Origin of the sequence: Saccharibacillus sp. O23, from assembly GCF_002205895.1 — a bacterium.
Taxonomy (GTDB): domain Bacteria; phylum Bacillota; class Bacilli; order Paenibacillales; family Paenibacillaceae; genus Saccharibacillus.
Map to the genome: position 1 here is coordinate 359,714 of NZ_NJDE01000002.1, position 15,597 is coordinate 375,310.

General features: G+C 57.0%; 14 protein-coding genes. 1 reads left to right on the forward strand and 13 read right to left on the reverse strand.

All coding sequences use genetic code 11. The annotated features are described in order from the left end of the window. Window positions 1–95: 95 nt before the first annotated feature. The 9 genes from narI to CDO73_RS03185 all read right to left on the reverse strand — a co-directional run bounded on the left by narI (window position 96) and on the right by CDO73_RS03185 (window position 9,906). Complete coding sequence (gene narI, locus CDO73_RS03145; RefSeq protein ID WP_088487030.1) at window positions 96–782, reverse strand: respiratory nitrate reductase subunit gamma; 687 nt, start codon at window positions 780–782, stop codon at window positions 96–98. Further along, on the reverse strand, window positions 779–1,345 hold the full coding sequence (narJ, locus tag CDO73_RS03150; protein WP_088487031.1) for a nitrate reductase molybdenum cofactor assembly chaperone: 567 nt from the start codon (window positions 1,343–1,345) through the stop codon (window positions 779–781). The genes narI and narJ overlap by 4 nt, the downstream gene beginning before the upstream one ends. Then, on the reverse strand, window positions 1,338–2,927 hold the full coding sequence (gene narH, locus CDO73_RS03155; RefSeq protein WP_088487032.1) for a nitrate reductase subunit beta: 1,590 nt from the start codon (window positions 2,925–2,927) through the stop codon (window positions 1,338–1,340). Before narH ends, narJ begins: the two co-directional genes overlap by 8 nt. Beyond that, complete coding sequence (locus CDO73_RS03160) at window positions 2,917–6,612, reverse strand: nitrate reductase subunit alpha (protein ID WP_088487033.1); 3,696 nt, start codon at window positions 6,610–6,612, stop codon at window positions 2,917–2,919. Before CDO73_RS03160 ends, narH begins: the two co-directional genes overlap by 11 nt. 151 nt (window positions 6,613–6,763) lie before the next feature. Continuing rightward, window positions 6,764–7,492 (reverse strand): ATP-grasp domain-containing protein, encoded by a 729-nt coding sequence (locus CDO73_RS03165; RefSeq protein WP_088487034.1) that lies wholly within the window; start codon window positions 7,490–7,492, stop codon window positions 6,764–6,766. A 55-nt stretch (window positions 7,493–7,547) separates the two neighbouring features. Then, window positions 7,548–8,222: a hypothetical protein gene (locus CDO73_RS03170; RefSeq protein ID WP_088487035.1), complete on the reverse strand. Its 675-nt coding sequence runs from the start codon at window positions 8,220–8,222 to the stop codon at window positions 7,548–7,550. A 32-nt stretch (window positions 8,223–8,254) separates the two neighbouring features. Then, a complete protein-coding gene (locus tag CDO73_RS03175) occupies window positions 8,255–8,614 on the reverse strand; it encodes a hypothetical protein (protein WP_088487036.1) in 360 nt (119 codons plus the stop codon). 20 nt (window positions 8,615–8,634) lie between these two features. Beyond that, window positions 8,635–9,369, reverse strand: coding sequence for a hypothetical protein (locus tag CDO73_RS03180; RefSeq protein WP_088487037.1), 735 nt, complete (start codon window positions 9,367–9,369; stop codon window positions 8,635–8,637). Window positions 9,370–9,513: 144 nt separating this feature from the next. After that, window positions 9,514–9,906 (reverse strand): MerR family transcriptional regulator, encoded by a 393-nt coding sequence (locus CDO73_RS03185; RefSeq protein WP_088487038.1) that lies wholly within the window; start codon window positions 9,904–9,906, stop codon window positions 9,514–9,516. Window positions 9,907–10,011: 105 nt separating this feature from the next. On the opposite strand from CDO73_RS03185, the gene CDO73_RS03190 reads away from it, so the two are divergent. Next, window positions 10,012–10,893 carry an SDR family oxidoreductase gene (locus CDO73_RS03190; RefSeq protein WP_088487039.1) on the forward strand — a complete coding sequence of 294 codons (882 nt, stop codon included), beginning with the start codon at window positions 10,012–10,014 and terminating at the stop codon, window positions 10,891–10,893. 82 nt (window positions 10,894–10,975) lie between these two features. Here the strand turns inward: CDO73_RS03190 and CDO73_RS03195 are convergent, their stop codons facing one another. The 4 genes from CDO73_RS03195 to CDO73_RS03210 are packed head-to-tail and all read right to left on the reverse strand — an operon-like array spanning window position 10,976 to window position 15,576. Continuing rightward, entirely contained in the window at window positions 10,976–11,509 is a 534-nt protein-coding gene (locus CDO73_RS03195) for a hypothetical protein (protein WP_143536057.1), read from the reverse strand. A gap of 29 nt (window positions 11,510–11,538) precedes the next feature. After that, complete coding sequence (locus tag CDO73_RS03200; protein ID WP_256972538.1) at window positions 11,539–13,080, reverse strand: ABC transporter substrate-binding protein; 1,542 nt, start codon at window positions 13,078–13,080, stop codon at window positions 11,539–11,541. Window positions 13,081–13,103: 23 nt separating this feature from the next. Further along, the gene (locus CDO73_RS03205; protein ID WP_088487041.1) at window positions 13,104–13,853 is read right to left on the reverse strand and encodes a response regulator transcription factor; all 750 of its coding nucleotides are present in this window, start codon (window positions 13,851–13,853) and stop codon (window positions 13,104–13,106) included. Further along, window positions 13,828–15,576 carry a sensor histidine kinase gene (locus CDO73_RS03210; protein WP_256972539.1) on the reverse strand — a complete coding sequence of 583 codons (1,749 nt, stop codon included), beginning with the start codon at window positions 15,574–15,576 and terminating at the stop codon, window positions 13,828–13,830. The genes CDO73_RS03205 and CDO73_RS03210 overlap by 26 nt, the downstream gene beginning before the upstream one ends. Window positions 15,577–15,597 lie beyond the last annotated feature (21 nt).

Sequence of the window (15,597 nt, forward strand, 5' to 3'; positions counted from 1 at the left end):
ATCTCTCAGCTAAAGCGGAAAAGCGGGCCCGGCACGTTGTGCTAACCCGCTTCCTTCGATGTCCGGCCGCGCCGCCCGTGTGTCCGCCGCGCCGGTTAGTTGGATCTGTGTCTTCTGTACAGAATATAACTTCTGCCGATATAATTCAACGGCACGCTCCATACGTGAACAAGGCGCGTGAAAGGCCAGAAAGCGAAGATCGCGAAGCCTGTCAGCGCATGGATTTTGAACGACGCCGGAACGTTATGCATCAGCGAAGCGTCCGGGCTGAACATGAACAATCCGCGGAACCAGACGGAAATGGTCTCCCGATAATCGAACTCCGGCTGTACGGCGTTGGTGAACAAAGTCGCATACATGCCCATGAACACGATAAACAGCAGCAGCACGTTGACGATCAGATCGGAAGCCGAGCTGAGCCTACGGACGTTGCGGATCGTGAAGCGGCGCGCCGTCAGCAGCAGCATGCCGATCAGCGTCATCGCGCCGAAGATTCCGCCGATGTAGACCGCGCCGATATGGTAGATATGGTCGTTCACGCCCATCGCGTGCAGCCAACCTTTGGGAATCAGCAGACCCGAGACGTGTCCGAAAAATACCGGAATAACCCCCAGATGGAACAGCAAACTGCCGAACATCAACTGTTTTTTCTCGATGAATTCGCTCGATTTCGCCGTCCAATTGAACTGATCGTGGCGATAGCGGAAGATATGCCCGACGATAAAGATCATCATGCAGGCGTACGGGAAGATTACCCATAGAAACTGATCGAACATATTCATGGATTCACGGTCTCCTGTTCTACGCAGGCCCGGAGGGTACGGCGAAGTCCCCGCACCAGATGGCGGTAAGGACTCTCCAGCTTCTCGAGCGCCTGCAGCAAATGATACGTGCCGTCTTCGAAGATCGCGAAGATCAACCGGAAATTCTCCGGCGCTTTGCGTTCTTTCATCCATTCGGCGGCATAGAGGAATTCGCACATCAGCGGCAGATAATCGGGCAGTTCGCCTTCCGGCATCTCCAGACCGAACATCTCGTACAGGACCTTGAGTCTAAGCAGCATCTGACCGCGTTCTTTGGCATCCTCGAATTTGAAGTACGTCATATACAGCGCGCAGTCTTTCTGAAAATCGAACGTCTCCGTATACTGCTCGCGGATTTCGTCGAGACTCAGCTCGTGCATGCGCGCCCAATAAGCTTGCACGTCCGCGAGCCCCGGATGATCCGGCGCGAACGATTCTTCCAGAAAAGACGGATGAAAGTCCGTCTTCTCCGGATACATGAGCTGGTTGGCGAAAAATCCGAAGGAAGCTTTGTAATCGTAGAGTTTCGCGACATCAATCACGCCAGATCCCCCCGTAGAAATTCTCTTCGTACATCTCCTTGCCCGTCTTCTCGACCGCTTCCGAATTCGGATCGATCGACGAGACGGCCGGGCCGCAGCCGTCGCAGCCTCCGCCCGTCGTGCTCATGCCGCCCAGCATATCGCCGAAACCGGCCGCGCCCTGCGCGCGATAAGGGTTGGCGTACCCTTCGCGGTGCGAAGTCGGCACGACGAAGCGATCTTCGTATTTGGCGATCGCCAGCAGCCGGTACATGCTTTCGGTCTGTCTGGCTGTCAGACCTACACGCTCCAGACGGGCATTATCGAATTCCTGTCCGGTCGTCTTGGCTCGCATATACGAACGCATCATGGCCATCCGCTGCAGCGCGCCTTTCACGGCTTCCGTGTCTCCGGCCGTCAGCATGTTCGCCAGATATTGGATCGGCGTCCGCATCTCTTCGATCGCCGGGAAGATCATGTCCGGATTCTCGATCGAATCTTTGCCTTCGAAATAGTTCATGATCGGGCTGAGCGGCGGTACGTACCAGACCATCGGCAGCGTCCGGTATTCCGGATGCAGCGGGAACGCCAGTTGATGTTCGATCGCCAGTTTATATACCGGCGAGTTCTGAGCGGCTTCGATCCAGTCTTCGGAGATTCCGTCTTTGCGCGCCTGCTCGATGATCGTCGGATCGCTCGGATCGAGGAACAGATCGCACTGCGCTTTGTACAAGTCCTGCTCGTTCGGCGTGGATGCCGCTTCGAGCACGCGGTCCGCGTCGTACAGCAGCACGCCGAGATAGCGGATACGGCCGGTGCAGGTCTCCGAGCAGACGGTCGGCAATCCCGCTTCGATCCGCGGGAAGCAGAACGTGCACTTCTCCGCTTTGTTGGTCTGCCAGTTGAAATAGACTTTCTTGTACGGGCAGCCGGTCATGCAGTACCGCCAGCCGCGGCAAGCTTCCTGATCGACGAGCACGATGCCGTCTTCTTCGCGTTTGTACATCGCGCCCGACGGGCACGAAGCGACGCAGCTCGGATTCAGGCAGTGTTCGCACAGACGCGGCAGATAGATCATGAACGATTTCTCGAAATTGAACTTGATTTCTTCTTCGATCTTCTGGATATTCGGGTCGAGCGGTCCGGTGACGTGCGCGCCGGCCAGATCGTCTTCCCAGTTCGGGCCCCATTCGAGATCCATTTTTTCTCCGGTGACGACGGAGTGGGCGCGGGCGACCGGCGAATGTTTCTGGTCTTTGGCGTTCGTCAGGTCTTCGTAGTTATAGGTCCACGGTTCGTAATAGTCTTTCATCTCCGGCATGTCCGGGTTATAGAAGATTTTTCCGAGCGCAACTTTGGACAGTTTGGTGCCGGATTTCAGTTCCAGTTTGCCTTTGCGAAGCTGCCAGCCGCCTTTGTACAATTCTTGGTCTTCCCAGCGTTTCGGATATCCGATGCCCGGTTTGGTCTCGACGTTGTTGAACCACATGTATTCCGCGCCTTTGCGGTTGGTCCACGTGGTCTTGCAGGTCACGCTGCACGTATGGCAGCCGATACATTTGTCGAGGTTCATGACCATCGCGATTTGCGCTTTAATTTTCAAGCCAGTTAACCTCCTTCATCTTGCGGACGGCGACGTAGACGTCGCGCTGATTGCCGATCGGCCCGTAATAATTGAAGCCGTAGCTGAGCTGCGCGTAACCGCCGACCATCTGCGTCGGCTTCAGGTGAATCCGCGTCGGCGCGTTGTGGCTGCCGCCGCGCGTATCCGTGATCTCGGAACCCGGAACTTGGATATGTTTGTCCTGCGCGTGATACATGAACATCGTGCCGCGCGGCATCCGGTGGCTGACGACGGCGCGGGCCGTAACGACGCCGTTGCGGTTGTAGACTTCGAGCCAATCGTTATCGTTGATCCCATGCGCTGCCGCGTCTTCGTTGTTGATCCAGACCGTCGGGCCGCCGCGGAACAGGGTCAGCATGTGCTGGTTATCCTGATAGGTCGAGTGAATATTCCATTTGCCGTGCGGCGTCAGATAACGCAGCACGAGCGTATCGATCCCGCCTTTGACTTCGCGGTCGCGCGGTCCGAAGACCATCGGCGGCAGCGTCGGTTTGTAGACCGGAAGCGCCTCGCCGTACTGCAGGAACACCTGATGGTCCAGATAGAAATGCTGACGTCCGGTCAGCGTGCGGAACGGCACGAGGCGTTCGATGTTCGTCGTGAACGGCGAATACCGGCGTCCCTTCTTGTTCGAGCCGCTGAATACCGGCGTCGGGATGACTTCCCGAGGCTGCGCGGTGATGCTCTGGAACGTGATCCGCTCCGCGGCGCGGTCGGCGGAGATGTCTTTCAATTCGACACCGTGGTCGTGTTCCGCGGATTCGTAAGCTTTCTGCGAGACGCGGCCGTTGGTCGCCGACGACAGATGCAGGATCGCGTCGGCGGCATGGCGGGCCGTATCCAGCTTCGGCAGCCCGTCCTTGATCGTGCCGTCGTCATAGACGCCGTTCAGCATTTTGAGTTCTTCGTATTCGTCGGCTACGGAGAAGCTGACGCCGTGCGCGCCGGTCTTGCCGACGGCAAGGTTCGGGCCGAGCGTGACGTATTTGTCGTGAATCTTCGTGTAGTCGCGTTCCACGATGCTGAAGTTCGGCATCGTCTTGCCCGGAACGCCTTCGATCTCGCCTTTGGACCAATCCTTAATCAAGCCCATCGGCTGCGAGATCTCGCCCATCGAGTCGTGGCCGAGCGGCGCGGTCACGAGGTCTTTGTAGACGCCCGGCAGGTACGTCTTGGCCATCTCGGAGAAGACTTCCGACAAACGGCGGTAAATGTCCCAGTCCGAACGCGATTCCCAGAGCGGATTGACCGCCGGGTTGAACGGATGCACGAACGGGTGCATGTCCGTCGACGACAAGTCGGTCTTCTCGTACCAAGTCGCGGCCGGGAGCACGATATCCGCGAACAGCGGCGTCGTCGTCATACGGAAGTCGAGCGCGACCAGCAGGTCCAGCTTGCCTTCGACGTCTTCGCGCCAGACGATCTCTTCCGGCTTGTCTTCTTCGTTCGGCTTCGCCAGCAGCGCGTCGGACGCGCCGAGCAGATGCTTCATGAAATACTCTTGGCCTTTGGCGGAGCTTGAGATCAAGTTGGACCGCCAGACGAACAGCGAACGCGGGAAGTTCTCGGGCGCGCCCGGATCTTCGACGGCGAACTTCGTCTGCCCGCTGCGAACCTGATCCGCGGCGTGCTTGACGATCTCTTCGTTGGTGCGTTTGCCTTCGCGCGCCGCTTCTTCGGCGAACAGCAGGCTGTTCTTGTTGAACTGCGGATAAGAAGGCAGCCAACCGAGACGCGCGGCCAGCACGTTATAGTCGGCCGGATGGCTGTACGTCACGTCGCCTCCGGTCGGCGATTTCAGCGATTCGGTGCTGCTTTCTTCATAGCGCCATTGATCGGTCGCGAAGTAGAAGAACGACGTCGCGTTCTGCAAACGTGCCGGTCCCTGCCAGTCTTTGGCGAAAGCCAGCGTCGACCAGCCTTCGATCGGACGGCATTTCTCTTGGCCTACGTAATGCGCCCAGCCCCCGCCGTTGACGCCCTGCGAAGCGGTCAGCACGACTAGGTTCAGGATCGAGCGATAAATGGTATCGCTGTTGAACCAGTGGTTGATGCCCGCGCCCATGATGATCATCGAACGTCCGCCGGTGTCGAGCGAGTTCTGCGCGAATTCGCGCGCGATCTGCGTGACGACGGAAGCTTTGACGCTGGTTATCTTCTCCTGCCAAGCCGGGGTATAGAACGATTCCGCGTCGTCGTAACCCGAAGCGTTCAGCGGGCTGTCGATGCGCGCGATACCATATTGGCTCATCATCAAGTCGTAGACCGTCGCGGCGTAACGCTCCGTGCCGTCGGCCAGCGTGATCTTTTTGGCCGGAATGACGCGTTTGAACGTGCCGTTGCCGCCGTTGTCGAAGTACGGAAACGCGATCTCGACCCATTCGCCGCCGTGATTCTCGACCGACATGGCCGGTTCGACCTTCGCGCCGTCTTCGCGTTCGAGGATCAGATTCCATTTCTTGCCCTGCTCCCAGCGCTGTCCGAGCGTACCGTTCGGTACGAGCATCTCGCCGGCCGCTTCGTCATAGATCACCGGCTTCCAATCGGCATGTTCGCCGGCGGCTTCCGAAGTAATGAGGTCGCTCGAACGCAGGAAACGTCCGCCTTTCCAGACGTCTTCGTGGGGATCGAGCAGGATCAGGAACGGCATGTCGGTGTACTGTTTGGCGTAGTCGATAAACATCGGCTCTTGACGCTTCTGATAGAACTCGTCCAAAATGACGTGCGTCATCGCCTGCGCCAGCGCGGCGTCCGTACCCGGATGCGGCGCCAGCCAGTTGTCGGCGAACTTCACGTTCTCCGCCAAGTCCGGCGCGACGGAGACGACCTTGGTCCCTTTGTAGCGGACTTCGGTCATGAAGTGGGCGTCCGGCGTCCGCGTCAGCGGAACGTTCGAGCCCCACATCATCAGATAAGCGGCGTTGTACCAGTCGGACGATTCCGGCACGTCCGTCTGCTCGCCCCAGATCTGCGGCGAAGCCGGAGGAAGGTCGGCGTACCAATCGTAGAAACTGAGCATTTCGCCGCCGAGCAGCGAGATGAAGCGCGCGCCCGACGCGTAGCTGACCATCGACATGGCGGGAATCGGCGTAAAGCCCGCGATGCGGTCCGGTCCGTATTTGCGGATCGTATAGATCAGTTGGGCCGAGATCAATTGCAGCGCGTCTTCCCAATTGACGCGGATATGGCCGCCTTTGCCGCGCGCTTTTTTGTATTCCATGGATTTGACCGGGTGCTCGACGATGCTTGCCCAAGCTTCGACCGGATCGCGATGTTCGCGCAGCGCCGCTTCCCACAGCCGCCAGAGTTTGCCGCGCATATACGGATATTTCACGCGCAGCGGACTGTATTCGTACCAAGAGAACGTCGCGCCCCGCGGACAGCCGCGCGGTTCGAACTCCGGCATATCGGCTCCGCAGGAGGGATAGTCGATCTGCTGGTTCTCCCAAGTGATGATGCCGTTCTTGACGAACACTTTCCAACTGCACGATCCGGTGCAGTTGACGCCGTGCGTCGTACGCACGACTTTATCGTGGGACCACCGCTGGCGGTACACATTTTCCCATTCCCTGTTCTTCTCTTCGAGGATCGACCAGTTGTCCGAATAACTCTCGACCGGTTTGAAGAAGTTAAGGCTGAATTTCTTTTTCGTCGGATTCTTCATCGGATGATCCACACTCCTTTTCGGTTACTTTTCATTATGGGAGACCGAAGGGGGCGCTTCCCATTAGGGAATGTCCTATAGCGGGAGGGGAAAACCCTAAACGGGAAAAAGCCCTTCTCGAAAGAGAAGGGCTGAGCGTGTTGCGGCTTGGTCAAAAATCGCATTCGTCCTCGATTCCGGTTAATTCCGCCCATCTGGCCGACAGCAGCTTGGCATAGTCCAGCGTATTCAAGCCGTAATGCCCGAGCGCGTAACCGTCGTTCACTTCAATCAGCAGCGTCCTTCCTTGATCCGTCAAGCCGATATCGATCGAATAGCCTTTCGGCGCGCTCTCGAACCGCTCGACCATCTCTTCCAGAACCGAAGCATCGAAATGCTGCCGCCAATCGCCCCGGTACGGCCGTACGTCCAGAATCCGTCCGTATCTCACGAAGCATCGCCATTCCGAGACGAAATTCACGATCTCCGAACAGAACACCTCCGGATCTTCGCCGTACGTTCCGCAGCCTACCAGATCCTTCGTGCCGCGCACGACGACGCCGGTGAACTTCTTGTCTTCGACCGGCTTGACGAATATCCCCCAACTGTCCGGGGCGTTCGCGACGGCGCTCAACTTCGTTATCCATACCTTACGCTCGAGATAAGCGGACAGCTCTTCCGGGTAATCGATCTCCGGGGTAACGATGCCGTGCCGAGCCAATACTCTGCGGATACCGTTGACGTAGCCGACCACAAGGTCTTCCGGCTTATGTTCCGTCAGTTCTTTCGTATGCCGGAAATAGCGGATCTCGAACCCGAGCTGCTTGAACCCGTCGTAAGCCGCGTAAAAATTAGGGTTGGCGATCTCGTCGTCGATGCCCTTTTTTATGTAAACGATCATGCTTGATTCTCCTTCCTGCCTGAAAAAGCACGGCTTCGAGCGGTCCGCAACCGAATCAAGATTCGCGGTCGTAAGAGATACCCGTCCGCTCAAGCAATTCGAACGTCAAACGTTCGGTTACCGCATCGGCCAAATCCGGCACTCTGACGGACAACCAGCGATGCAGCGGCGCGTCAAGGAAACCTTTGAACGCGGCCGCGGCCTGCTCGACGCCTTGCAGCAGTTCGTCGTACGAATAAACGATCGGCGGCTCCGAAGGTTCTTGCATGTTCGGTTCGGCCGTACCTTCCTTTTTCGAAAATTGAACTTTAGCGTTATTCGGCCACACATAGGCTTGATCGCCTTCGTAAGTGACCGTCGGCCACGGATCATGCCCCATCCAAGGACTGCGTTTGTGGCGCACTTCGAGCACGATCTCGGGGATTTGTTCGATGCCGCCGCAGCAGCCGGGAACCGCGCGCCGAATGCCGTTTTCGTAAAAAACGAACCCGCCTCCGACTGCGATCCCGTTATCGGGGTCCAAATTCAATAAACCTTCGAACGCTTTGCGCGGCGTGGACCGGTCTTCGATCTCGTCGTTGTTCAGCAGCACGGTCGCAAAAAACTCGGCTTCGCGCTCGCCGGACTGCGGACCGAGAACGACAAAGTCCGTTTCCTCGATCCGGTGTTCGATCCATTCCGGGCGTTCCAGATACGATTCCGCAAGCACCACAGGATAGATATGACGCATATCGGTTTCTCCTTTCGGTTATGCGATCCGCTTCAACCGCGCGAACGTTCAAGCAGCAGCCCGAATACTTCGTCCGGGTCCTGCTGCGTGCGATAAGCGAATCTCAGATCGCCGTAAGCCGCGCCGGGAAACAGTTCGAACAGCCGCGTACCCGAATCGATCAAATATTTCGCTTCCTCCCACTGCTGCGCGACCACGGCAAGCGGCTTCTGCTCCTTATACAACACCCAAGTCGCTTTGCCGCCGTAGATCGACGCTAGATAATACATCTTCCGAATTCGGTCGATCAGTTCGGGCAGATCGGCCGTATCCGCTATTTCCAAGTTGGCCGCGTTGGGCGCGGTGCAATCGTCTCCCATGCATACGCTGTCGCGTTCGAGTCTGATGATCATGACGGTCAGCCTCCTACTTATTAGTCGATCAATACGCCGCTCAGCCAGAATGTGCCTTGAATGATGCCGTCGACCGCAGGCTCCGTTTCCAGTAATTCCGGATCGGCTACCACGTCGAGGATGCCGCCGAGCGTCCGAACCTGCATAAATACGAAATCTTGGCCGCCGAGCGGATTGGCGATGACCTGCGACATCAAGATTCGGCCTGTGAAGAACGCTTCCGAGATTCGGGCTTCGTCTTCGAAGATCGTGCCGGGAATAAAAGATTCGGCCGCCATATGAGGTTCCGAATCCTGTGCCCGATCGTAAGCTTCTTCGCTTGCGAACAATTCGATATCATGCGCGAAAGCGGTAATCTGGAACGAACGGATCATGCCTTTTTCCAGCCGACCTTTGACGATTCGATAATTGGGGGTATCGAAAATAAAAGGAAAATGCCCGTTTTCGTAGTCGTCTTCGCTAGGATCGGCCCAACCTTGGATGCGTCCGTCCAAAAGGTACTTCGGATCGTCGATCAGCTCGAGAATCCCGACCCTGAACGAACTTCTTCCTTTGAAATGAGGGTTCACGCCCACGATGTTCCGGTCGCGATCCGCCTGCATATAGAGCTGAATGCCGAACGCGTCGTTGAACAGAATGTAATACCCTTCCGGCACTTCGGACGGAATGCCGCTTTGAAGCGCCGTATCGAGAAGCTGCTGGTAGTCTTCCTGATCTTGAACGACAAAACCGATATCGCTGAAATGACTCGCCAAATGAAATTCCTCCAGTCGGGTCGGTATGATTCGGAGCGAGAAAACGCAAACGTGACTCGCCAAGCTTCGCTTTCCTAATAACCGCTTTTGCGATTCCGTAATCTCGCTCTATTCCGAATCTGTGCAATCGAAAAAGCCCTTACGCTACCGCGTCCGGGCTTCTTCGCGTTCCGTTTCCTCCATCCGCCGGAAAAATTCGATCTTGTCGTCGATCTTGTTCAAGGATTCTTGCAGCTCCTTCATCTGCTCCACGACCCGCTCGCGGTACGTCTCCATAAACTCGCGCCGCGCGGACGCGCTCGAACCGCTTCCGTCGCGAGGGACGTTGAAATGTTTGATTTCCTGAACCGACAAGCCGATCCGCCGAAAATACGTGATGACATGAAACCAGACCACGTCCGAAGCCGAATACATCCGGTATCCGTTCTCGTCCCGCTCGATGCCGTCGATCAATCCTTCCTGTTCGTAATAACGCAGCGCATGCACGCTGAGTCCCGTCTCTTCCGCCACTTGTTTGCTTGTAAATGTCGTCTTCATGCTCGCATCATAACACGAAAAATTCGGGCTTGCTATAGAGCGAACTCTATAGTTTAGACTGCAAACGTGAAGAAAAAACAAAATTAACGAATCGGAGGAATAACAATGAAAGTATTCGTAACGGGAGCAACAGGATTTATCGGAACGGCGGTCGTACGCGAACTGCTGGGCGCCGGACATGAAGTCGTCGGGTTGGCGCGCTCCGACAAAGGCGCGGAGGCTTTGGAAGCCGCGGGCGCGCAGGCGCGCCGAGGAACGATCGAAGACTTGGAAGGCCTGCGCGAAGCCGCGCGGGAAGCGGACGGTGTCGTTCATCTGGCTTATATCCACGATTTCTCGGACCGGGAAAGCGCGGAACGCGCCGACCGGCTCGCCACGGACGCGATCGGCGAAGCGCTTGAAGGCACGGACAAGCCGTTCGTGCTGACGTCCGGCGTTCTGGTGCTGGAGCAAGGGCGCCTGAATACCGAATCGGATCCGGCGGTCGGCACCGGCCGCTATGCCGAAGCGGCGGTGAGCGAACTTGCCGCGCGCGGCATTCGCTCGTCGGTTGTTCGTCTCTCGCCGACGGTGCACGGCGAAGACGATCACGGCTTCGTCCGCGCGCTGGTTCAGATCGCGCGCGACAAAGGCTTCTCCGCTTACGTCGGAGAAGGCGCCAACCATTGGCCGGCCGTCCACCGGCTGGACGCGGCCCGGTTGTTCCGCTTGGCGCTGGAATCCGCGCCTGCGGGTTCGCCGCTGCACGGCACCGCCGAAGAAGGCGTACGCTTCCGCGAGATCGCCGAAGCGATCGGCCGCGGCCTGAACCTGCCGGTCCGCTCGATCGCGCCGGAAGAAGCGGGCGCGCACTTCGGCTGGTTGAACTTCGCCGCTTCCGGCGACTGCCGCGCTTCCAGCGCCCGAACGCAGGCGCTGCTCGGATGGAAGCCGGAGCATCCGAACCTGTTGGCCGACCTTGAGGCCGGTTATTACTTCAACGACTAAGTTGTCGTTCCGCTTCCGCAAAAGACCGTACCCGACGATATCGTCCGTCAGGTACGGCCTTTTTTTAATTCCTTTTGAAAAGTTATTCCTTTTGTAGCGGTTCCAAAGGGGAACCGAATCGGTTGGCCAGTTCTGCCTGTACAGCGGCGGCTTGTTCGAAGCTTACTGCCGGAGAAATGATTTTTATCGGCTGCAAATCGTTGTCCCCGCTCTTTTCCAACCATTGGTTCGTGGACTGAATGCTTATATTTCCGAAATCTTTGTCGAACCATATGATGCCCGGCATTTTGAGCTCCAAAGGTTGATTCGACGAATGATAAACCCAATTGGCCATGTTGATCCCGTTCTTTTTTTGAACGACATTCAAATCGAGCAGCGTATTCTCCTCCGTCGCTTTTATATCCTCGATCGTGAATTCTCCGGAAAACTTCGACGGTTTGAAAACGGGGCGTTCAAGCGTACCTACAATATTGATCGTAGTGTCTCTGATCGAACCGTCCTCCATCAAAATAGCGGCTTTTTGAACGCGTACGATTTCTTTGGGAAACGTATAAAAGCTGATAAAAGCGACGATCAGAATCAACCCGATCATCATACCGACTGTTTTTGTTTTCACGGCTGCCTCCGGATAAATGTTCTCTTCCGTCATTTACCCGCTGCGGCCGCCCCCGTCTCCCGTTCCCGCTTTTCCGCTCGCCATTCGTCGAACTGCCGCTGCACTTCGGCCTTGACCTCGTCGATCCCGGCCTGCTTCAGCTCGGCGTTGAATTTCGGCAGCTCGGTATCCACGTCGAGGCTGCCGGTCATCAGGCCCGGATAATATTTCTCCCAGACCATCGAGATATTTTCCCGCTGGATCGGCATATTCGACAGATCCGGCGTAAAGCCGAGCAGCGACGACTTGACCGCCAGCGCGTTCGATTCGCGGAACTGCTCCCATTTGTCGGCCGGTTCTCCGGCCATCGTATCCAAGATGAACCAGTTGCCCTGCGTATACTGGACTCCGGCGTAAGCGGGCGATCCCGCGTCTTTGCCGCTGTTCGAGACGATCGGGACGACTTGGCCGTTCGCGTCCAGCTCGTAATGCACGCCCTCGATCCCGTAATTGAACAGATTGCGGACTTCCGGATCGGTGTTGAGCAGATTGAGAAACTTCATGCATTCGACCGGATGCCGGGTATCGGCGTTGACGGCCATCAAGCCTCCGCGCACGGATTCGGTCGTGACGATCATCGGCGTGACCGCGTGGGCGACGACCGGATAACCGCGATCTTTGCTCCAACTGCTTTCCGACAACGGACCGCCTCCGGCCGCTTTCCAGAAGACGCGTACGCCGCGTTTCAAGCCTTGATTTTCCCGCAGCGCCGCGTCTTCGTTGATATAGCCCGCTTTGTAATACCGCCGAAGCGTGTCCAGCACTTTGCGCGCTTCCGGCGTTTCGAAGATGTTGACGATAGGCGCATCCGGGTTCCGGGACAATGCCATCAGCGGCAGCCGTTTGTCGGCCGCGTATTCGTATCCGTCGATCGCGAAAAAATTGTGCGAATCTTTGTTTAACTCCATCGGCTGATAAAAAGGTTCCCGCGTTCGGATCATCTTCAGCAGCGGCTCCAACGATTCAAGCGTGTTGTACCGGGAGATGTCGATGTCGTATTTGCGCACGAGTTCTTCCGGGTACATCCACTGTTCGCGCGTCGCCAGCTCTTTGTTCGTCGGAATCCCGTAGATGCCGCCGTCGCTCATGCGCGCGCCTTCCCAGAAGATCGGATCGACCGCGTCGAACGTTTCTTTGCCGACGCCCGAGAGGTAATCGTCCAGACGCAGCCAAGCTCCGCGCTGAATATAGGTCGTATACTCCGGCGCGAACGCGATATCGAAAGGCGTTCCCGCCGACACCATCGTATTCAGCCGGTTCTCGTACTCCTGCCAACCGATCTTGATATACGTAATCGTGATTCCGGCTTTTTTGCTCAACACTTCGTTGATCTTGTCGTTGACCTTCTTAAGATCTCGATCCGGTTCTCCGATCGTGTAATAGACGAGGTTCACGTTCGGCTTGCCCGATCCGCCGCCGCTCGCGCTCCCTCCCAGACCTAAGCATCCGCTCAAGATCAGCATCAACCCCGCGGCGAATCCCCGAACGAGCAGACGCCGAAACCTTGCGGAACGCTGCGGTGTTTGCGCCATCCTGCCGCCCTCCCCTCCACCGCTCATTTTCGGAGATCCGATGGCGACTTGCCGTAGAATCCGTGAAAATGCGTATAGAAATAACCCAGATTCGAATAGCCGACCGACTGCGCGATGCTGGCGATCTTCTCGTCCGTGGACAAGATCCGCTCTCTGGCGCGCTGCATCCGGTAAGCCATCAAGTATTCCGAGAATTTCATCTTCGTTTCTTTGAGAAAAATCTGACCCAAATACGTCCCGTTCATCCGAAATTGTTCGGCGACCAGCTTAAGCGTGATATTCTGCGCGTAATCGGCTTTGACCCGAAGCAGAATATGGTTGGTGAGCTTGGACATGCTGTCGTAGCGTACGCCCAGAACCGGGTCGAGATTGGCGTCGCTTGTGCCTTCGAGCGTGCCGTGAAGGTCTTCGACGATGATCTTCTCGACGACTTCCTGAAGCTTGGCGCGATTGACCGGCTTGAGCAGGTAGTCTTTGACCCCGCAGCGAATCGCTTCCCGGGCGTATTCGAATTCGTTGTAGCCGCTCATGATGATATATTTGGTCGGCAGCCCGAACGTGTTCAGTTTGCCGATCGCTTCGTACCCCAGATCTTTGCCGATGCAGATATCGAAGATCGCGATGTCCGGGTAGATCTCCACCGCTTTCGAGATGGCGCCTTCCGCCGTTTCGCTCGTCTCGATACGGCCGAAGCCGTATTTGGCCCAATCTAGCGTCCGCTTCATCCCTTCGAGAATTTGCGGTTCGTCATCCACAATCAGCAGTTTGTACATGGGATGCAGCCTCCTTCGGAATCAGAATGGACACTTTGACGCCGGCTTCTTCGTTGTTTTCCAGATCCAACGCGAACCCCTCGCCGTAGAAAAAATGCAGCCGCGTGTTGACGTTATGCAGACCGATGCTTCGGACCGGCGTATCTTCCCTATGCGACAGTGAGTTCCGAATCCCTTGCAAAAGTTCTTCGTCGATCCGGCGGCCGTTGTCGACGATCTCCAGATGGAAACTATTCTCCGAAGCCCATCCGCTGACCACGAGCAGATTGAACGGACTGGCCGAATCGAAGCCGTGCACGAAAAAGTTCTCCGCGAGCGGCTGCATCCAGAATTTCACCGTAGGCAGCTCCAGCAGCTCTTCGTCCACGTTGAACTGATGATAGAAACGGTCCGGATATTTGAACTCCATGATCTTCAGATACTCCCGCAGCAGCGCCAGTTCTTGGCCTAACGTGATGATATTGTCGTGCTTGACCATGTCCCGGTACAGCGCGCCCAGCGTGGCGATCGCGTCCGACGTCTCCACGTCGCTGTTGACCAACGCCCTCGCGCGGATCGCTTCCAGCGTATTGTAGAGGAAATGCGGATTGATCTGATTTTGTAGCGCTTTCATTTCCGTCTCCTGCTGTTTGAGCTTGAGCAAATATTCCGTACGGATATATTTGTCGAGCTGCCGGGCCATGTCTTCGAGTTCTCTCGCGATCATGCCGTATTCGTTGCGGCGGTAAGGCGCGGGCGTATCGGGCGTAAAGTCCGCGCTCTTCACCCGGCCGATCGAATGGATGATATGGTGCAGAAAACGCGCGTCGTCCCGCAGATTGTAGACGATCAGCGTCAATACGCTCGCCATGGCGGTCAAGACGATCAGAAATACCGCGAGCAGCGTGCCCAGACGTTCGCGGATCAGCGAGCCGAGATCGATCCAGCTGACGAAGCGGTAATCGAGCTTGGACGAAGCATAAGTCGAGAAAAAGACGCCGTTCAACCCGCCCGCAGACAGATAGCCTTGTTTGCGTCCGTCCGTAAGCACCCGCGCGACCAATCGGCGTTCGCCCTCGTCCGCGGAGAAGGCCGGATACGTGACGCCGGACGAATCCACGAGCGCCGCATGACGGATGCCGCCGCCGCGGAAGATCCGATCGCTGCCGACCAGAAACCGGAATTCGCCCAATTGGCGGGAAATGCGGTTGGGATCGGACAATTTTTTGCGGTAAACGAACCCTCGCTCGATCGATTCGCGGAACGCGGTATCGTTGTTGGGTAAGCCGAATTTGAAACTGGCGTTGCCGCTTTCGTCGAAACGGATCAGATTGCCGGTCTTGTCGGTATGCAGGCTGACCTGCACGATATCGCCTTGCCCGCCGCTGTACAGGAACGATTCCATATCGTCGGGAAAAGAAGCGAGCGGCTGATCGAACCGGCTGCGCTCCAACCGGCTCGACAGATAACCTTCGGCGCTGCTGCCGAGAAAACTCTGCACGTCGGTCATCAGTCCGTTGTTCGAATAGATCCGCTGCATGTAAGCTTCGATCCGGTCGGCGTCGTACTGTAAGCGGCTCTCCACGCCAGCAAAAGCGTTCGCCGACGCGCTCCGGGCGTTATCGACCCATTGATACAGCAGAATGGCGCAGGTCAGCAGGCCGATCGCCATGCCGATCAAGACGACGAATACCGTATACGCCATGAACTTGCCGCGATAAATCTTGATCTGCAAAAAGGACAACTCGGAAGACCCCCTCTGCCG